12 protein-coding genes are annotated in these 20,117 nt (G+C 69.0%); 3 read left to right on the top strand and 9 right to left on the bottom strand.

What is annotated here, in order from left to right; genetic code table 11:
• Positions 1-119: 119 nt before the first annotated feature.
• The 8 genes from dxs to ngcE all read right to left on the bottom strand — a co-directional run bounded on the left by dxs (position 120) and on the right by ngcE (position 10,692).
• Entirely contained in the window at positions 120-2,045 is a 1,926-nt protein-coding gene (dxs, locus tag ACFWJB_RS19580) for a 1-deoxy-D-xylulose-5-phosphate synthase (RefSeq protein WP_385470655.1), read from the bottom strand.
• Between the two features lie 385 nt (positions 2,046-2,430).
• Positions 2,431-3,723, bottom strand: coding sequence for a sugar ABC transporter permease (locus ACFWJB_RS19575; protein ID WP_386923613.1), 1,293 nt, complete (start codon positions 3,721-3,723; stop codon positions 2,431-2,433).
• On the bottom strand, positions 3,720-4,511 hold the full coding sequence (locus tag ACFWJB_RS19570) for an ATP-binding cassette domain-containing protein (RefSeq protein WP_385470653.1): 792 nt from the start codon (positions 4,509-4,511) through the stop codon (positions 3,720-3,722). Before ACFWJB_RS19570 ends, ACFWJB_RS19575 begins: the two co-directional genes overlap by 4 nt.
• A gap of 161 nt (positions 4,512-4,672) precedes the next feature.
• Positions 4,673-5,776 (bottom strand): sugar ABC transporter substrate-binding protein, encoded by a 1,104-nt coding sequence (locus tag ACFWJB_RS19565; RefSeq protein ID WP_385470659.1) that lies wholly within the window; start codon positions 5,774-5,776, stop codon positions 4,673-4,675.
• Positions 5,777-5,909: 133 nt separating this feature from the next.
• Positions 5,910-7,121 carry an ROK family transcriptional regulator gene (locus tag ACFWJB_RS19560; RefSeq protein ID WP_189231966.1) on the bottom strand — a complete coding sequence of 404 codons (1,212 nt, stop codon included), beginning with the start codon at positions 7,119-7,121 and terminating at the stop codon, positions 5,910-5,912.
• A 184-nt stretch (positions 7,122-7,305) separates the two neighbouring features.
• Positions 7,306-8,229: a carbohydrate ABC transporter permease gene (locus ACFWJB_RS19555; protein ID WP_385470650.1), complete on the bottom strand. Its 924-nt coding sequence runs from the start codon at positions 8,227-8,229 to the stop codon at positions 7,306-7,308.
• 2 nt (positions 8,230-8,231) lie between these two features.
• The gene (locus ACFWJB_RS19550) at positions 8,232-9,158 is read right to left on the bottom strand and encodes a carbohydrate ABC transporter permease (RefSeq protein ID WP_385470648.1); all 927 of its coding nucleotides are present in this window, start codon (positions 9,156-9,158) and stop codon (positions 8,232-8,234) included.
• A gap of 85 nt (positions 9,159-9,243) precedes the next feature.
• Complete coding sequence (ngcE, locus tag ACFWJB_RS19545) at positions 9,244-10,692, bottom strand: N-acetylglucosamine/diacetylchitobiose ABC transporter substrate-binding protein (protein WP_385470646.1); 1,449 nt, start codon at positions 10,690-10,692, stop codon at positions 9,244-9,246.
• A gap of 425 nt (positions 10,693-11,117) precedes the next feature.
• Here ngcE and ACFWJB_RS19540 point away from each other — a divergent pair, with 425 nt between their 5' ends.
• Entirely contained in the window at positions 11,118-14,921 is a 3,804-nt protein-coding gene (locus ACFWJB_RS19540; protein WP_386923609.1) for a GH92 family glycosyl hydrolase, read from the top strand.
• A gap of 109 nt (positions 14,922-15,030) precedes the next feature.
• On the opposite strand, the gene ACFWJB_RS19535 is transcribed toward ACFWJB_RS19540, so the two are convergent.
• On the bottom strand, positions 15,031-17,826 hold the full coding sequence (locus ACFWJB_RS19535) for an aconitate hydratase (RefSeq protein ID WP_385473303.1): 2,796 nt from the start codon (positions 17,824-17,826) through the stop codon (positions 15,031-15,033).
• A 291-nt stretch (positions 17,827-18,117) separates the two neighbouring features.
• Here ACFWJB_RS19535 and ACFWJB_RS19530 point away from each other — a divergent pair, with 291 nt between their 5' ends.
• Together ACFWJB_RS19530 and ACFWJB_RS19525 are read left to right on the top strand one after the other, a co-directional pair.
• A complete protein-coding gene (locus tag ACFWJB_RS19530; RefSeq protein WP_385473300.1) occupies positions 18,118-18,315 on the top strand; it encodes a DUF4236 domain-containing protein in 198 nt (65 codons plus the stop codon).
• Positions 18,316-18,389: 74 nt separating this feature from the next.
• Entirely contained in the window at positions 18,390-19,919 is a 1,530-nt protein-coding gene (locus ACFWJB_RS19525) for a UDP-N-acetylglucosamine 1-carboxyvinyltransferase (protein ID WP_225631688.1), read from the top strand.
• Positions 19,920-20,117: the final 198 nt, after the last annotated feature.

Raw genomic sequence — 20,117 nt, 5'->3', positions numbered from 1 at the left:
CGTCCCCGACATGATCGAGAGGGGGGCGTACTGCGTATGCCCCGGCGTGAGCCGATTCACGCGGATGGGCAGGTTTCGCCACTGCAACGAGTGGAGAACCCTGCCCATCCGGTCGTACGTCAGTCGCGCGCGGCCTCCACCGCTTCGGCGCCGGTGCGCTCGTACCGGCCGTCGAGCTTGGCGACCAGGCCGGTCACCTGGCGGGCGATGTCGGGCGCGGTGAGCCCGATCTCGGCCAGGACCTCGGCGCGGGAGGCGTGGTCGAGGAAGCGCGGCGGGATGCCGAAGTCGCGCAGCGGCACGTCGACCCCGGCGTCGCGCAGGGCCTGGGCGACGGCGGAGCCGACACCGCCGACCCGGGAGTTGTCCTCGACGGTGACGACCACCCGGTGGCGCTCGGCGAGCGGGGCCATGGCCTCGTCGACGGGCTTGACCCAGCGCGGGTCGACCACGGTGGTGGTGATGCCCTGCTTGTTCAGCAGCTCGGCGACCTCCAGGCACATCGGCGCGAGGGCGCCGACGGAGACCAGCAGGACGTCCGGGTTGTCGGCGCCGGGGGCGCGCAGGACGTCCATGCCGCCGACGCGGCCCACGGCGGGCACGGCGGGGCCGACGGCGCCCTTGGAGAAGCGGACCACGGTCGGCGCGTCGTCCACCTCGACGGCCTCGCGCAGCTGGGCGCGGACCTGGTCGGCGTCGCGCGGGGCGGCGAGGCGCAGGCCGGGGACGACCTGAAGGATCGACATGTCCCACATGCCGTTGTGGGAGGCGCCGTCGGTGCCGGTGACACCGGCCCGGTCCAGCACGAAGGTCACGCCGCACTTGTGCAGGGCCACGTCCATCAGGACCTGGTCGAAGGCGCGGTTGAGGAAGGTGGCGTACACCGCGAAGACCGGGTGGACGCCACCGTGGGCGAGGCCGGCCGCGGAGACGGCGCCGTGCTGCTCGGCGATGCCGACGTCGTAGACGCGGTCGGGGAAGGCCTTGGCGAACTTGTCGAGGCCGACCGGCTGGAGCATGGCGGCGGTGATGGCGACGACGTCCTCGCGCTCCTCGCCGAGCTTGACCATCTCGTCGCCGAAGACGGACGTCCAGTCGGCGCCGGAGCTGGAGATGGGCAGGCCGGTGTCGGGGTGGATCTTGCCGACGGCGTGGAAGCGGTCGGCCTCGTCCTGGAGGGCGGGCTGGTAGCCGCGGCCCTTCTCGGTGAGGCAGTGCACGATGACCGGGCCGCCGAACCGCTTGGCGCGGGTGAGGGCGGACTCCAGGGCCTCGAGGTCGTGGCCGTCGATGGGGCCGACGTACTTCAGGCCGAGGTCCTCGAACATGCCCTGCGGGGCGATGAAGTCCTTCAGGCCCTTCTTGGCGCCGTGCAGGGTGTCGTAGAGCGGGCGGCCGACGACCGGGGTGCGCTCCAGGAGGTCCTTGGTACGGGCGAGGAAGCGCTCGTAGCCGTCGGTGGTGCGCAGGGTCGCCAGGTGGTTGGCGAGGCCGCCGATGGTGGGGGCGTAGGAGCGCTCGTTGTCGTTGACCACGATGACGAGGGGGCGGTCCTTGGCGGCGGCGATGTTGTTCAGCGCCTCCCAGGCCATGCCGCCGGTGAGCGCGCCGTCGCCGATGACCGCGACGACGTGCCGGTCGTCGTGCCCCAGCACCTGGTTCGCCTTGGCGATGCCGTCGGCCCAGCCGAGGACGGTGGAGGCGTGGCTGTTCTCGATGACGTCGTGCTCGGACTCGGCCTGCGAGGGGTAGCCGGAGAGGCCGCCCTTCATCTTCAGCTTCGAGAAGTCCTGACGGCCGGTGAGCAGCTTGTGCACGTACGACTGGTGTCCGGTGTCCCACAGGACCTTGTCGGTCGGGGAGTCGAAGACGCGGTGCAGGGCGAGCGTGAGTTCCACCACGCCGAGGTTGGGGCCGAGGTGGCCGCCGGTCTTGGAGACGGCGTCGACGAGGAAGGTCCGGATCTCCTCCGCCAGCCGGCCCAGCTCTTCCAGGCTGAGCCGGTCCAGATCGCGCGGTCCCGTGATGCGGGTCAGCAGCGGCACCCGTGCCTCCTTGAAGTAGAGCTGTTGCCGGGCTCGACGAGTCTAATGTTCCGCCCCGGCGGAACGTGGCCGGGCGGTGCGTCTTACATCACGCGTTCGGCTGTACCCAACGGCGGCCTCTTCTACGTCGCCGAGAGCGTTCTTTCCGTTCTTTCCCTTTTGTCGCTCCGCTCGCCGCGGTCCGCGCGGGCGGCCGGGAGCTTCCCGCGGGGGCCGCACCCGCGACAAAGGTCCGCCCGCCGGCCCAGGGCTCAGCTGGGCGGGCGGGCGGACCGTCGTGGGGCGCGGGGGGGGGGGCCGGGGGCCGCGGCCGGGGGGGGGGGGGTGGGGGGGGGGGTGGGGGGGGGGGGGGCTGGGGGGGGGACCGTCGTCGGCCGGGCGTGCGCTACGCGCGGCCGGCCGTCTTCTGCGTCTTGCGGGTGACCGCGTCGATGACGACGGTCGCCAGCAGCACGCCACCGGTGATCATGTACTGGACCGGCGAGGCGATGCCCTCCAGGGCGAGGCCGTACTGGATCGAGATGATGACCATCACACCGAGCAGCGCGTCCCAGGTGCGGCCGCGGCCGCCGAAGAGGGACGTGCCGCCGATCACGGCCGCGGCGATGACGTTCATCAGGAACTCACCGGTACCCGCGCCCTGGTTGGCGGAGGCGATCTTCGAGGCGACGAAGAGGCCGCCGATCGCGGCGAAGGTGCCGGCGATCGCGAAGACCGAGATCCGGACCAGCTCCACGTTGATGCCGGCGCGACGGGATGCCTCGACGCTGCCGCCGAGCGCGAACACCTTGCGGCCGTAGGCGGTACGGCGCAGCACGAAGTCCGTGAGCAGCAGGAACGCGAGGAAGATCACCACGGCCAGGGGCAGGCCCTTGTACTGGTTGAAGACGATCGCGACGACGAACGCCAGCACGGCCAGCAGCACCGTGCGCACGATGATCTCGCTCATCGGCCGGGACGGCACCCCGGCGGCCTCGCGGCGGCGGTTGTCGAGGAACGCGGTGAGGAAGTACCCCGCGGTCACGACGATCGCCAGGCCGTAGGCGGCGGCCACGTCGGTGAAGTAGTAGCTGGTCAGCTTGACGACCACACCGTCGGCGGGCAGGTTGATCGTGCCGTTGCTGCCGAGGATCTGCAGCATGAAGCCCTGCCAGAACAGCAGGCCGGCCAGCGTCACGGCGAAGGCGGGGACACCGATCTTCGCGAAGACGAAGCCGTGGATCGCGCCGGCCACGGTGCCCGTGAGGATGGCCAGCACCAGGGCCAGGATCTCGTTCATCCCGTGCGTGACGCTCAGCACCGCGAAGGTGGCGCCCGCGACACCGCTGACCGAGCCGACCGACAGGTCGATCTCGCCGAGCAGCAGGACGAACACGATGCCGACGGCGATCATGCCGGTGCCGACCATGGCGACCGACATGTCGGAGAAGTTGCCGGCGGTCAGGAAGTTGGAGTTCAGGCTGGTGAAGATGGCCCAGATGATCAGCAGGCCGACGACGACCGGTATGGAGCCGAGGTCACCGGCCTTCATTTTCCGCTTGAACTCGTTGAGGTAGCCCGCGAGGCCCTGTTCGCGCACCAGCAGCCGGGGGTCGACCGTGGGAACCGCGGCGGAGGCGGCCTCGGGGTTCTCGACCGTCTGGTCCGCGGCGGGGGTGGAGGTCTTGTCGATGCTCACTTCTTGATCTCCCCATTGGTGCGCGCCGCACGACGGGTCACGGCGTTGTCCGTGGCGCCCGTGATGGCGGAGATGATCTCTTCCTGCGAGGTCGACTTGACCTCGAAGACGCCGTTGTTGCGCCCCAGGCGCAGGACGGCGACCTTGTCGGCCACCGCCTTCACGTCGGCCATGTTGTGGCTGATGAGGATGACGGCGTGACCGCGCTCGCGCAGCCGCTCGACCAGGTCGAGGACCTGGGCGGTCTGCTCGACGCCCAGGGCGGCGGTGGGCTCGTCGAGGATGACCAGCTTGGGCTCACCGAGCATGGAACGGGCGATCGCCACGACCTGGCGCTGACCGCCGGAGAGCGAGGCGATCGGGATGCGGACGCTGGGGATGCGGATGGACAGCGTGTCCAGCAGCTCGCGGGAGCGGCGCTCCATCTCCACCTCGTCCAGGACGCCGCGCTTGCGGAGCTCCCGGCCCAGGTAGAGGTTGCCGACGACGTCGATGTTGTCGCACAGCGCGAGGTCCTGGTAGACCGTCGCGATGCCCAGGTTCTGGGCGTCGTGCGGCCTGTTGATGGTGACGGCCCTGCCGTCCCACTCGATGGCGCCCTCGTCGATGGGGTGCACGCCGGCGATCGTCTTGACCAGCGTGGATTTTCCGGCGCCGTTGTCGCCGACCAGGGCGACCACCTCACCGGCGTGGACCTCAAGCTCTACGTCGGTGAGCGCCTGGACGGCACCGAATCGCTTGGAGACCCCGCGCAACGCCAGCACGGGCGTAGCGGACACGTGAACCATCTCCTTCGCCGCCTGACCCGGCGGGAGGTTGTGCAGAAGTTTGGGGGGAGGTGTTCCGTCCGGCGCCCCGCGTAGCTTGCGGGGCTGATGGTGCGGGGCACCGGAGGAAGCTGCGTGCAGCCGGTCCCGCGGCCGCCGTGGCGCCGCGGGGACGGAACTGCCTACTTGAGGCCGGCCTTGTCGCAGGCGGCCTTGTACTTGCCGGCGCAGATCTCGTCGAGGGTGTAGAAGCCCTCCTTGATGACGGTCTCGTTGATGTTCTCCTTGGTCAGCGAGATGACCGGGACGAGCACCGTCGGAACGCCCTTGGTGGTGGCGCTGTCGGACTTGCTGGTGGCGATGGAGTCGAGCGACTTGCCCTGGGCGAGGGCGACGGCCATCTCGGCGCCGACCTCGGCCTCCTGCGGGTAGGACTTGTAGACGCTCATGTACTGCTCGCCGGTGAGGATGCGCTGCACGCCGTTGAGCTCGGCGTCCTGGCCGGTGACCGGGACGTTGGCGATGCCGGCGGCCTTCAGGGCCGTGATGATGCCGCCCGCCATGCCGTCGTTGGCGGAGTAGACGCCGACGATCTTGTCCTTGCCGAGGGCGGAGATGGCGCCCTCCATGTTGGCGTTGGCGTTCTCCGGCTTCCACTCCTTGGTGTCGTACTCGCGGCCGATCTTGACCTTGCCGTCGAGGACGGAGTGGGCGCCTTCCTTGAACTGGCCGGCGTTCGGGTCGGTGGAGGAGCCGTTCATCATGACGATCTGGCCGTCCTTGGCCTTGTCGCCCAGCGCCTTCAGCAGCGCCTCGCCCTGCGTCTTGCCGACGGTCACGTTGTCGAACGAGGTGTAGGCGTCGATCGGGCCCTCGGCCAGGCGGTCGTAGGCGACGACCGGGATGCCCGCGTCCTTGGCCTTCTTGATCGAGCCGGCGATGGCCTTGGAGTCGACCGCGTCCACGATCAGGACGTCGACCTTGTTGGTCACCATCGTGTCGACCTGCTGCGCCTGCTGGCTGGCGTCCTGCTTGGCGTTGGCGTAGACCACCTCGCCCTTGTTGTTCGTGAGCTCCTTGACCTTCTTCTCGATCAAGGGCTTGTCGAACTTCTCGTACCGCGCGGTCTGGTTCTCCGGAAGGAGCAGACCGACCTTGATGGCGTCGCCCTTCTTGGCGGCCGAGTCGGACGAGTCGCTCTTGTCGCCGGACTCCTTGGCGCTGCCACAGGCGGCGAGCGAGACGGCCATCGCGGTGGCGGCAACGGCGACGGCGGCACGACGCATACGCGTGTTCACTTCAGAAACCTCCCTGACGAGGCCGCGTCGTTGCGGCCGAGGTGGCTGGAAGTCAACTCGGCCACGCGTGCGACGTCAAGAAGTAAATCCTTAACGAGATGGCAACGGTGCCATCCGTTCTCTAAGTGAAGGCAGGGGTGGCCGCGGACAGGGCGCCCGTCGCACTTCCGTCCAGAAGCGTCGAATCGCCCATCTCGCTGAGGGCCAGCGCGAGCGCGCCGAGGACCTCCGCACGGCCCCCAAGTGCCCCGGGAAGAACGGAGAGTTGACGTGCCGCACTGGGGATGGCGTAGCGGCCGACGGACTCCCTTATCGGACCGAGCACCAGCTCGCCGGCCTCGGCGAGGTCGCCGCCGAGGACCACGCGGCTCGGGTTGAGCAGGTTGCAGAGATTGGCGACACCGCTGCCGATGTGGCGGCCGACGTCGGCGATCACGCGACGGCAGCCCGGGTCGCCGTCCCGCGCCAGCCGCACGACGCCCTCCATCGTCAGGTCCGTGCCGTGACTGGGCTGGAGCAGCGGAAGCACGTAGCGTGCGGCCGCGAAGGTCTCCAGGCAGCCGCGGTTCCCGCAGCGGCAGACGGGACCGGCCTCGTCCAGCGTGATGTGCCCGATCTCCCCCGCGGTGCCGCCGGGCCCCCGGTAGATCTTGCCGTTGATCACCAGACCGGCTCCGACGCCGCTGGCGACCTTGATGTACGCCAGGTCGCGCACCCCCCGGCCGCTGCCCCAGACCAGCTCGCCGAGGGCGCCGAGGTTGGCGTCGTTGTCCACGTGCACGGGCACGCCGAGCCGCCCCCGCAGCTCCTCGGCGGGCCGGGTGCCGCCCCAGCCGGGCAGGATGGCGGTCGAGCCCAGCGTCCCCGACTCCACGTCGATCGGACCGGGCACGCCGAGACCGACGCCCGCGATCTTGGACCGGTCGACGCCGGTGGCCTCGATGAGCCGGCTGACCAGCTGCTCCGCTCGGTCGAAGCCCTGCGCGGAGGACGCGTCGACGTCCAGCGGCTCGGACTCCTCGGCGAGCACCTGGTGGGCGAGGTTCCCGACCGCGACGCGCAAATGCGTGTGCCCGAAGTCGACGCCGATGACGATGCCGGCGTCCCCGCTCAGCGAGACGCTGCGGGCCCGGCGGCCGCCCGCCGAGGTGGGCGTGACCTCGACGGTCCCGCCGTCCTTCAGTTCCCGGACGATGTTCGAGACCGTCGCCGCGGACAGACCCGTCGTCCTCGCGATCTCCGCCTGCGTGAGCGACCCGGCGAGCCGTACCGCTCGTACGACCCGTTCCAGGTTGGCTCGGTGCAGCGACGACTGCGACCCGGGAGTCTCCACGACGACCTCCTGCGCACGGGGCCGCTTCGATGGGGCCCCGTCTATGTCCAACTAGTGAACTCTAAGCTGAGCCGTTCGGGTCGCCTCCCGTCAAGAGGTTGAACCGCATCCGGGTGCCCCGCACACGCACACGTATGCCGCCCCCGGTCGTCCGGGAGCGGCATGCGCGGGGGGCGGGACGGGGCTACTTCAGGGCGCCCGCCGTGAGGCCCTGGACCACCTGGCGCTGGAAGATGATGTACGCGGCCAGCACCGGCAGCATCGCCATCACCAGGCCCGCGAAGAGCCCGGACCAGTCGCCCTTGTAGCCCTGGCTGACCGCCAGTTGCACCAGGCCCTGGGTGAGGACGTGCTTGTCCGGGTCGGTGTTCAGCACGGTGGGCAGCATGTACTGGTTCCACTGCCCCAGGAAGTTGAAGATCCCGACGCTGATCAGGCCGGGCTTGGCCATCGGCAGCATGATCTGGAAGAACGTCCGGGTGTGGGAGGCCCCGTCCACGAACGCCGCCTCCGCCACCGAGCTCGGCAGGGTCCGGAAGAACCCGGTCAGGAAGAAGACCGTGAAGGGCAGCGAGTAGGCGATGTAGACCAGGATCAGCCCGTGGATGGTGTTCAGCAGCCCCATGTTGTCCACCACGTAGAACAACGGGACCAGCGCGAGCATGATCGGGAAGCTCATGCCGCCGATGAACAAGTAGTAGATGAACCGGTTGCCCGGGAAGTCGAACCGGGCGAGCACGTAGGCCGCCATGGAGCCGAGCACCAGGGTGCCGATGAGCGAGCCGCCGACCACCAGGACGGTGTTGAGGAAGTAGTCGCCCATGTGGGCCTGGGACCAGGCCCGCGACCAGTTGTCGAAGTTCAGCTTGTCGGGCAGCGACCAGGGCGAGCCGAAGATGGAGGCGTCGTCCTTGAAGGAGGTCATCACCGCCCACACCAGCGGCATGCCGACCATGATCGCCCAGATGACGAGGACGCCGTGGGAGAAGACGTTGAGGGTGGTGCCCTCCTTCTTCTCCTTCCGGTCTCCGCCGGGCGGGGCCCCGGTCTTGCGGACGACAGGGCCGGACTCGGCCGGAACGGGCGCGGGGGTCTCGGTCGTCTTCATGATCAGAACTCCAGCCGCTCGCGCCGGCCCAGTCGCATCACGACGGCGGCGAAGGCCAGCGTGACGACGAGCAGGGCGACGCCGATCGTGGTGGCGTAGGCGGCCTGACCGTCACGGAACGCCTTCTGGTACACGTACAGGACCATGACGGTGGTCGAGTAGTCGGGGCCGCCGGGGCCGGTCGTCATGATCTGTACGACCGCGAACGACTCGGCGCCGAGCGCGAGGATGCCCATGTAGACCCAGCCGGACTGCACGGTGTCCCACAGCAGCGGCAGGGTGACCTTGAAGAAGGTCGTCGCGCGGTTCGCCCCGTCCAGCAGCGCGGCCTCGTACAGTTCCGCCGGGATGGAGGCCATTCCCGCGGAGAACAGGACCACGAAGAAGCCGACCGTGGACCAGACGAGCACGGCCATCACGCACCACAGGGCCAGGTTCGGGTCGCCCAGCCACAGCGGCTGGAGGGAGTCGAGACCGATGCCGCGCAGCAGCGAGTTGATCGCGCCGCTGTCCGGGTTGTACGCGAACGCGAACAGCAGGGCGACGATGGCGATGGACAGCACCTGCGGGAAGAAGTAGACGATCTTGTAGAAGCCGGAGCCGCGGACACCGGTGATCACCGGTCCGCCGCGGCGGTGGCGTCCGCCCACATTGATCATGAAGGAGAAGAACAGCGCCAGGCCGAGTGTCACCAGCGGCACCAGCAGAGCGAACATCACGCTGTGCTGCAGCGACTTCCAGAAGATGTCGTCGTCGAGCATCCGTGAGTAGTTGTCGAAGCCGACCATCTCGAACTCGGGACTCAGTCCCGTCCAGTCCGTGAACGAGTAGTAGATGGACTGGATGAACGGCCAGACGACGAAGAGCGCGTACAGTCCCAGGGGAACCGCCAGGAACCCCACGATGAACCGGTACTTGCCGTGCTGCATTGCTACCGACCCCGATCTGCGCGCGGGTGGCGCCGCCAGGGCCCGGCCGGCGACGACGCGCCGGCCAGGCCCTGGTGACACGTCCTCACTGGTGCTTGTAGTGCTTGATCGAATCGTCCTTGGCCGCCTCGTCGGCGAAGCCCTGGATCTTCTTGATGGCCTCGGCCGGGGTGAGGCGGCCGGCCATCATCTCGCCCAGTCCGGAGACGCCGATCTTCTCCTTCTGGAGCTGCACGTACCAGTCCTGCAGACGCGGGTTCACCACGTTGGTGCCCGCCAGTTCCAGCGCCGCGACACCGGACTTGAGGCCCGGGGTGAGCTCGATGCCCTCGGTGCCGCCGTTGAAGGCCGTCAGCGACTTCACCTTGGACGTGAAGTTCTTCGAGGACGCCTCGCCGAGCATGATGCGCAGCTGCTCCATGCCGCCGGGGCCGTTGGCCGCCTTGGCCGGGACGATGAAGGGCTCGCCGCCGGAGGCCCAGATGGTGCCGAACGGCATCTTGTCGGAGGAGTCGATGCCGGGCGGGGCGGAGACGGAGAGCTGGAAGTCCGCGGGGATGACCTTGGCGGACTCGTTCTCCACCCAGGAGCCGTTGGGGAGGAACAGGGCGTCGCCCTTGGCCCACGCGGTCTGGGACTGGATGTGGTCCAGGCCCGGGGTGCCCTTGAGGACGTAGCCCTTCTTGTAGAGCTCGTAGTAGGCCTCGAAGACGGTCTTGACCGCCGGGTGCTTCCAGGCGTTCGGCTCGAGGTTGTCGATCGCGTCCAGCACCCCGACACCGCCGACCTTGGCGATCATCGGGTACATCGAGAAGGGGAGGTAGTAGGGGTACTTGCCGGCGTAGGTCCAGCCGGCCATGCCCTTCTTCTTCGCCTTCTCGCAGACCGCGAGCATCTCGTCCCAGGTCTTGGGGTACTCGACGCCGAGCGAGTCCAGGGCCTTCTGGGAGTACCAGTTGCCGTAGACCGTGTAGGCGTAGTAGAGGATCCAGACCTTCTCGCCGTCGAACTGGCCCATCTCCACGATGCCGGGGCGCAGCGTGTCGCGGACCTTCTTGGCCGGGTCGTCGTAGGACGGGGCGTCCAGCAGCGGGGTCAGGTCGGCGAGCTGGTTCTTGCCGACCAGCACGCCCATGTCCATCTGCTCGGCGCCGGAGTTGTCCACGAGGTCGGGCGGGTTGCCGCCGTTGAAACGCGGCTGCAGCGTGGACTGGATCTTCTGGGTCGCGGCGAACTTCACCTTGGCGTCGGGGAAGTTCTTCTCGTAGACCTTGACGGCGTCCTCGGCGTACTCCTTGCCGAAGCCGCCGTCGAAGAGGACGAATTCCATCTGCGCGGTCTCGTTGACGGCCAGGGGGTTCTTGGCGGTCTTCTTGCCGGACTCGGCCTTCTTCTGGTCGTCCCCGCCGCCGCTCGCGCAGGCGGACAGGAAGCTCATGGCCGGTACGGAGATCAGGCCGAGCGCGGCGGACCGCTTGATCAGATCGCGGCGGCCGACGCCCGTTCGGTTGTTCTCGGCGGAAGTGGATCCCATGCTCAAGTCCTCGCCTTCTCCAGGACTCAGGCGGTGAACCGGATCCTCCCCGGCACCGCGATCGGGTCACGCTGGGTCGTGCAGGAAGTGCGGATACTGCTGTACGGGTGCCTTGGTGGTGTGCCTTCGCAGATTCCCCCACGGATCCCCCGATGGCCGACAGGTATAGTCCACTTCCGGTGGGCGGAGCAAGATCGAATGCATGGTTCCCGGCACGTCTTTTCCGAGTTGAGACCTGGCGGAAATATGAGCGCTCCGCCTGTACCCCGAAGCAAATACCACGGCGGCCGGCCCCGGACGGCACAGCCAACACCCTTGACACCACTGGCTTCTTCACGCACTACTGTTCCTTGCGCTTCAAATTTGACAACGTTGTCCATTTCCCCGGAAAGCGCTTCCGGGGCGCGCAGGGAGGTTGCTGGCGCATGCGGTACAGAGTGCGGCACAGATGGGGTCCGGCGGTCGTGCTGACGACCGCCTTCACGGTGGCGGTGGGTTCGCAGGGGGCCGCGGTCGCGCTGCCCGCGGCACCCGCCGCCGCGGACCGGGAGTTCAGTTCCTCGTTCGAGGCGGACGACCCGGTTCCGGACTGGCTCAACACGGTGGAGACCACTCCGGGCGGCAGCAAGCGCGCCGCGGGCGTCGACGGCGGGTACAGCACGGGCATACCCGGAAGCGTCACCGACCACGTCACCGACGTACGGGCGAGCGACGAGAACACCGGCGGCGGCGAGGTGAAGGAGAACCTCGTCGACGGCGAACCGAGCTCGAAGTGGCTGACGTTCGCGAAGACCGGCTGGGCGGAGTTCGACCTCGACCAGCCGGTGCGTCTCACCAGGTACGCGCTCACCTCGGCCAACGACCACGCCGAACGCGACCCCGCGGACTGGACGTTCCAGGGCTCGGCCGACGGCAGGACCTGGCAGACGCTCGACAGCCGCTCCGGACAGTCCTTCTCCGGGCGGTTCCAGACGAAGACGTACGACCTCGCCGAGCCGGCCGAGTACCGGCACTTCCGGCTGGAGATCACGAAGAACAACGGCGGGGACATCCTCCAGCTGGCCGACGTGCACCTGTCCACCGGCGACAGCGAGACGCCCGTCCCCGAGGACATGCTCTCGCTCGTCGACCGCGGCCCGAGCGGCTCGCCGACCGCCAAGGCGGGCGCCGGCTTCACCGGCACGCACGCCCTCAGGTACGCGGGCCGGCACACCGCCGACGGCCGGGCGTACTCGTACAACAAGGTCTTCGACGTCAATGTGAAGGTCGACCGCCGCACCGAGCTGTCCTACAAGATCTTCCCGTCGATGGCGGACGGCGACCTCGACTACGACGCCACGAACGTCTCCGTCGACCTGGCCTTCACCGACGGCACCTACCTGAGCGACCTGGGCGCCGTCGACCGGCACGGGCTCGCGCTGACGCCGGCCGGGCAGGGCGCCGCGAAGGTGCTCTACGTCAACCAGTGGAACGCCGTCGAGTCGGGCATCGGCTCCGTCGCGGCCGGCAAGACCGTCGACCGGATCCTGGTGGCGTACGACTCCCCCAAGGGCCCGGCCAAGTTCCGCGGCTGGCTCGACGACGTCACCATCCGGTCCGCCGCGCCCGAGCGGCCCAAGGCCCACCTGTCGGACTACGCGCTGACCACCCGCGGCACCAACTCCAGCGGCGGCTTCTCGCGCGGCAACAACATCCCGGCGACGGCCGTGCCGCACGGCTTCAACTTCTGGACGCCGGTGACCAACGCGGGCTCGCTGAGCTGGCTGTACGACTACGCCCGCGGCAACAACGCGGACAACCTGCCGACGCTCCAGGCGTTCAGCGCCAGCCACGAGCCGAGCCCGTGGATGGGCGACCGGCAGACCTTCCAGGTGATGCCGTCCGCCGCCTCGGGCACCCCCGACACCGGCCGGGATGCGCGCGAGCTGGCCTTCCGGCACGAGAACGAGACCGCCCGGCCGTACTACTACGGGGTGCGCTTCGAGAACGGCCTGAAGGCCGAGATGGCGCCGACCGACCACGCGGCCGTCATGCGCTTCACCTACCCCGGTGACGACGCGAGCGTGATCTTCGACAACGTCACCGACCAGGCCGGCCTGACCCTGGACAAGGAGACGGGCACCTTCACCGGCTACTCGGACGTCAAGTCCGGGCTGTCCACCGGCGCCACCCGGCTGTTCGTCTACGGCGAGTTCGACAAGAAGGTCACCGGCGGCGACTCGTCCGGCGTCAAGGGCCACCTGCGCTTCGACGCGGGCAAGGACCGCACGGTGACCCTGCGCCTGGCGACCTCGCTGATCGGCGTCGACCAGGCGAAGGACAACCTGCGCCAGGAGATCCCCGCGCACACCTCCTTCGACAAGGTCCGCAGGAACGCCCAGAAGCAGTGGGACGCCATCCTCGGCAAGGTCGAGGTGGAGGGCGCCACGCAGGACCAGCTCACCACCCTGTACTCCAGCCTCTACCGGCTGTACCTGTACCCGAACGCGGGCCACGAGAAGGTCGGCGGCACGTACAAGTACGCCTCGCCGTTCCAGAAGATGCCGGCGGCGGACACCCCGACGCACACCGGCGCGAAGATCGTGGACGGCAAGGTGTACGTCAACAACGGCTTCTGGGACACCTACCGGACCACCTGGCCCGCCTACTCCTTCCTGACGCCGTCCACGGCCGGTGAGCTGGTCGACGGCTTCGTGCAGCACTACAAGGACGGCGGCTGGACCTCCCGCTGGTCCTCCCCCGGCTACGCGGACCTGATGACCGGCACCTCCTCGGACGTGGCGTTCGCGGACGCCTACGTCAAGGGCGTCGGCTTCGACGCGAAGGCGGCGTACGACGCGGCCGTCAAGAACGCCACCGTGGTGCCCCCGTCCTCGGGCGTGGGCCGCAAGGGCATGGCCACCTCGCCGTTCCTCGGCTACACCAGCACGGCGACGCACGAGGGCCTTTCGTGGGCGCTGGAGGGCTACCTCAACGACTACGGCATCGCGAAGATGGGCGAGAAGCTCTACAAGGAGACCGGCGAGAAGCGGTACCGGGAGGAGTCGGCGTACTTCCTCAACCGCGCCCAGGACTACGTCAACATGTTCGACGCGAAGGCCGGCTTCTTCCAGGGCCGGGACGCGGCGGGCAACTGGCGCGTGGACTCGGAGAAGTACGACCCGCGCGTGTGGGGCTACGACTACACGGAGACCAACGGCTGGGGCTACGCCTTCACCGCCCCGCAGGACAGCCGGGGCCTGGCGAACCTGTACGGCGGTCGCAAGGGGCTCGGCGACAAGCTCGACGAGTACCTCTCCACCCCGGAGACGGCCTCCTCGGAGTTCGTCGGCTCCTACGGCGGTGTCATCCACGAGATGACCGAGGCGCGCGACGTCCGCATGGGCAACTACGGGCACTCCAACCAGGTCGCCCACCACGCCCTGTACATGTACGACGCGGCCGGGCAGCCGTACAAGACGCAGAAGAACGTCCGCGAGGTCCTCTCCCGCCTGTACACCGGCAGCGAGATCGGGCAGGGCTATCACGGTGACGAGGACAACGGCGAGCAGTCGGCCTGGTTCCTCTTCTCGTCCCTGGGCTTCTACCCGCTGGTGATGGGCAGCGGCGAGTACGCCGTCGGCTCCCCGCTGTTCACCAAGGCGACCGTCCATCTGGAGAACGGGCGCAAGCTGGTCGTCAAGGCGCCGAAGAACAGCACGAAGAACGTCTACGTACAGGGTCTGAAGGTCAACGGCAAGCGCTGGAACGCCACTTCGCTCCCCCACTCGCTGCTCGCGAAGGGCGGCGTCCTGGAGTTCGACATGGGCGCCAAGCCGTCCGCGTGGGGCACCGGCAAGGACGCGGCGCCGGTGTCGATCACCCGGGACGACCGGGTGCCGACGCCTCGCGCAGACGCGCTGAGCGGTGACGGGGCGCTCTTCGACGACACGTCGGCGACGGACGCGGCGGTGACGTCGGTGGACCTGCCGGTGCCGGACAAGGGCGTCAAGGCGGTCCAGTACACCCTGACGTCGTCGGCGGACCGGACGAAGGCCCCGGCCGGCTGGACGCTCCAGGGCTCGGCCGACGGCACCACCTGGAAGACCCTGGACCGGCGCTCCGGCGAGTCCTTCGCGTGGGACCGCCAGACGCGGGCGTTCTCGGTGGACTCGCCGGGCACGTACGCGAAGTACCGGCTGGTCCTGGACGGCGAGCACACGCTGGCGGAGGTCGAGCTGCTGGCGTGAGCGGGCGCGGGGCGCGCGGAGCCACCACGGTTCCGGGCGCCCCGCGGAACGACCGAGGGCCGCACCCCCGTCGCCGGGGGTGCGGCCCTCGTCCGCTGTGCCGTACCGCCTACTTGCGGATCAGGCTGCGCAGCACGTACTGCAGGATGCCGCCGTTGCGGTAGTAGTCGGCCTCACCGGGGGTGTCGATGCGGACGACCGCGTCGAACTCCACGCCGGTGTCGGTGGTGACCTTCACCGTGCGCGGGGTGGTGCCGTCGTTCAGCTCGGTGACGCCGGAGACGGAGAAGGTCTCCTCGCCGGTCAGGCCGAGGGAGGCCGCGTCCTGGCCCTCGGGGAACTGCAGGGGCAGGACGCCCATGCCGATGAGGTTCGAGCGGTGGATGCGCTCGTAGGACTCGGCGATGACGGCCTTGACGCCGAGGAGCGCGGTGCCCTTGGCGGCCCAGTCGCGGGACGAGCCGGAGCCGTACTCCTTGCCGGCCAGGACGACCAGCGGAACGTTCTGCGCGATGTAGTTGCGGGAGGCGTCGTAGATGAACGACACCGGCCCGCCGTCCTGCGTGAAGTCGCGGGTGTAGCCGCCCTCGGTGCCCGGCGCGATCTGGTTGCGCAGGCGGATGTTGGCGAACGTACCGCGGATCATGATCTCGTGGTTGCCGCGGCGCGAGCCGTAGCTGTTGAAGTCGCGGCGCTCGACGCCGTGCTCCGTGAGGTACTTGCCCGCCGGGGTGTCGGCCTTGATGGCACCGGCCGGGGAGATGTGGTCGGTGGTGACCGAGTCGCCCAGCTTGGCCAGCACGCGGGCGCCGGCGATGTCCTCGACCGGGGCCGGCTCCATGCCCATGCCCTCGAAGTACGGGGGCTTGCGGACGTAGGTGGACTCGCCGTCCCACTCGAAGGTGTCGCCGGTCGGGATCGGCAGCGCCTGCCACTGGGCGTCGCCGGCGAAGACGTCGCTGTAGGACTTGGAGAACATGTCCTCGCCGATGGCGTTGGCGACGACGTCGTTGACCTCGGCCTCGGAGGGCCAGATGTCCTTCAGGAAGACCGGGTTGCCGTCCTGGTCGGTGCCCAGGGCGTCCTTGGTGATGTCGACCTTCATCGAGCCGGCGAGGGCGTAGGCGACGACCAGCGGCGGGGACGCCAGGTAGTTCATCTTGACGTCGGGGTTGATGCGGCCCTCGAAGTTCCGGTTGCCGGAGAGGACCGAGGTGACGGCGAGGTCGTGGTCGTTGACGGCCTTGGAGACCTCGTCCGGCAGCGGGCCGGAGTTGCCGATGCAGGTGGTGCAGCCGTAGCCGACGAGGTTGAAGCCGACCTTGTCGAGGTACGGGGTCAGGCCCGACTTCTCGAAGTAGTCGGTGACGACCTTGGAGCCCGGGGCGAGGGTGGTCTTGACCCACGGCTTGCGGGTCAGGCCCTTCTCGACCGCCTTCTTGGCCACCAGGGCGGCGGCGACCATGACGTACGGGTTGGAGGTGTTGGTGCAGGAGGTGATGGCCGCGACCGTCACCGCGCCGTGGTCCAGCTCGTAGGTGGTGCCGTCGGGGGCGGTCACCCGGACCGGGTTCGACGGGACGGAACCGGTGCCCTGGCCGTGCTGCGGGGCGCCGGCGCCGTTCTCCTCGTGGCCGTAGGCGGGGGCGTCGGAGGCCGGGAAGGACTCGGCGCTCGCCTCGTCGACCACCGAGGTGGCGGCGGCCGGCGTCTGGGCGACGGGGGCCTCGACGTAGTTCAGGACGTCCTTGGCGAACTGCTGGGCGGCCTCGGCCAGGACGATGCGGTCCTGCGGGCGCTTCGGGCCGGCGATCGACGGGACGACCGTGGACAGGTCCAGCTCGAGCTTCTCGGAGAAGTCCGGCTCGGCCGTCGGGTCCAGCCAGAGGCCCTGCTCCTTGGCGTAGGCCTCGACGAGCGCGACCTGCTGGTCGGAGCGGCCGGTCAGGCGCATGTAGTTCAGCGTCTCGTCGTCGATCGGGAAGATCGCGGCGGTGGAGCCGAACTCCGGCGACATGTTGCCGATGGTGGCGCGGTTGGCCAGCGACGTGGCGGCGACGCCCTCGCCGTAGAACTCGACGAACTTGCCGACGACGCCGTGCTTGCGCAGCATCTCGGTGATCGTGAGCACGAGGTCCGTGGCGGTGGTGCCGGGCTGGAGCTCACCGGTGAGCTTGAAGCCGACGACGCGCGGGATCAGCATGGAGACCGGCTGGCCGAGCATCGCGGCCTCGGCCTCGATGCCGCCGACGCCCCAGCCGAGGACGCCGAGGCCGTTGACCATGGTGGTGTGCGAGTCGGTGCCGACCAGGGTGTCGGGGTAGGCCTTGCCGTCGCGGATCATGACGACGCGGGCCAGGTGCTCGATGTTCACCTGGTGGACGATGCCGGTGCCGGGCGGAACGACCTTGAACTCGTCGAAGGCGGTCTGGCCCCAGCGCAGGAACTGGTAGCGCTCCTTGTTGCGGCCGTACTCCAGGTCGACGTTCTGCTTGAAGGCGTCGTTGGTGCCGAACTTGTCGGCGATGACGGAGTGGTCGATGACCAGCTCGGCCGGGGCCAGCGGGTTGATCTTCGCCGGGTCGCCGCCGAGCTCCTTGACGGCCTCGCGCATGGTGGCGAGGTCCACGACGCAGGGCACGCCGGTGAAGTCCTGCATGATCACGCGGGCGGGCGTGAACTGGATCTCCTGCGACGGCTGGGCCTGCGAGTCCCAGCCGCCGAGGGCGCGGATGTGGTCGGCGGTGATGTTCGCGCCGTCCTCGGTGCGGAGCAGGTTCTCCAGCAGCACCTTCAGGCTGTAGGGAAGGCGCGCGGAGCCCTCGACCTTGTCCAGCCGGAAGATCTCGTACGACTCGTCGCCCACCTGCAGCGTGCTGCGGGCGTCGAAGCTGTTCGCCGACACGACAGTCTCCTTCATTTATGTGCGCGTACCACCGCATCCTGCCGCCACGCCGCCCTGGCCGGTCCGCTGAGGCAAGGCTAAGTTAGGGTACCCTTACCAGGGTGGCGGCTGCGGTGCGCCTCGGCAGATATCTCGATGTCGAGATAACTCTAGTACATGGGGCCGGGCTGGTCATGCCCGGGCCTGGTGTGGCGTGCACCCCACCCGAGTGACCCGGGCGGCCATCCCTACGCCGATCCGGGGTATCCGACTTGCGCCGGGACCACCCGGCGCGACTCGGAAGGGGGCACGATGCCACTCACGTTCCGCAAGAGCTTCCGGATCCTCCCGGGAGTACGGCTGAACATCAACAAACGTTCGTGGTCCATCACCACCGGCGGCGGGAACGGCCCGCGCCACACCCGCAGCAGCACGGGACGGCGTACGACGTCGATGGATCTGCCGGGACCCTTCGGCTGGCGCCGCACGACCACCGCCAAGCGCCGCTGAGGCTCCTTGACGCCGACTCACCCGAACGGACCCCCCAAGAGGCGCCATCTCATATCTGAGATAGCCTCAACCTCATGGCAGACGACTACCTCGTACGCATCGGCAAGCTCATCCGTGACGCCCGGCAGCACCGCGGCTGGACGCAGTCACAGCTTGCGGAGGCGCTCAACACCAGTCAGAGCGCCGTCAACCGCATCGAGCGCGGCAACCAGAACATCAGCCTTGAGATGATCGCCCGCATCGGCGAAGCGCTGGACAGCGAGATCGTCTCCCTGGGCTACGCGGGTCCGATGCACCTGCGCGTGGTCGGCGGCCGGCGCCTCTCGGGGGCCATCGACGTCAAGACCAGCAAGAACGCCTGTGTGGCCCTGCTGTGCGCCTCGCTGCTCAACAAGGGGCGCACGGTGCTGCGCCGGGTCGCCCGCATCGAGGAGGTCTACCGCCTCCTGGAGGTGCTCAACTCCATCGGTGTGCGCACCCGCTGGATCAACGACGGCACCGACCTGGAGATCGTGCCGCCGGCCGAGCTGGACATGGAGGCCATCGACGCCGAGGCGGCGGTGCGCACCCGCTCGATCATCATGTTCCTGGGCCCGCTGCTGCACCGCATGGACCGCTTCCGGCTGCCCTACGCCGGCGGCTGCGACCTCGGCACGCGCACCATCGAGCCGCACATGATCGCGCTGCGCCGCTTCGGTCTGGACGTCGCCGCGACCGAGGGCCACTACCACGCGGTGGTCGACCGGAGCGTGCGCCCGGACCGCCCGATCGTGCTGACCGAGCGGGGCGACACGGTCACCGAGAACGCCCTCCTCGCCGCCGCCCGGCACGACGGCGTCACGGTCATCCGCAACGCCTCGTCGAACTACATGGTCCAGGACCTGTGCTTCTTCCTGGAGGCCCTGGGCGTCAAGGTCGAGGGCATCGGCACCACCACGCTGACCGTGCACGGCCTGCCGGTCATCGACGCGGACGTGGACTACTCCCCCTCCGAGGACCCGGTCGAGGCGATGAGCCTGCTGGCCGCCGCCGTCGTGACGGAGTCGGAGCTGACGGTGCGTCGCGTCCCCATCGAGTTCCTCGAGATCGAGCTGGCGGTGCTCGAGGAGATGGGCCTCGACCACGACCGCACGCCGGAGTACGTCGCGGACAACGGCCGCACGCGCCTGGTGGACCTCACCGTCCGGCCCTCCAAGCTGGAGGCGCCGATCGACAAGATCCACCCGATGCCGTTCCCCGGCCTGAACATCGACAACGTCCCGTTCTTCGCGGCCATCGCGGCCTCCGCGCAGGGCAAGACCCTCATCCACGACTGGGTCTACGACAACCGCGCCATCTACCTGACCGACCTCAACCGCCTCGGCGGCCGCCTCCAGCTCCTGGACCCCCACCGCGTCCTGGTCGAGGGCCCCACCCGCTGGCGCGCCGCCGAGATGATGTGCCCGCCGGCCCTGCGCCCGGCGGTGGTCGTCCTGCTGGCGATGATGGCGGCGGAGGGCACGTCGGTGCTGCGCAACGTGTACGTCATCAACCGCGGGTACGAGGACCTCGCCGAGCGGCTGAACTCGATCGGGGCGCAGATCGAGACGTTCCGGGACATCTGACAGGGTCTCGAAAGACGCCGTCATCCCCTTCCAACCTGCATGAACGCGAGGCCGTAGGGGGCGTGGTGGCATCTCTGGGGCTTTTCTGGGACGCGCGGGGTGCGACGCAGGCGGGGGCCGACGGAGCAGTAGTGCCAACCGCCCCCCCGTGCATACATTAACCCCCCCCCCAACCCCCCCGACCACTTTTAACCCGGG

The sequence above is a fragment of the Streptomyces sp. NPDC127100 genome (assembly GCF_042724095.1).
Classification (GTDB): Bacteria; Actinomycetota; Actinomycetes; order Streptomycetales; family Streptomycetaceae; genus Streptomyces.
This window is presented reverse-complemented; position numbering and strand designations above follow the sequence as displayed.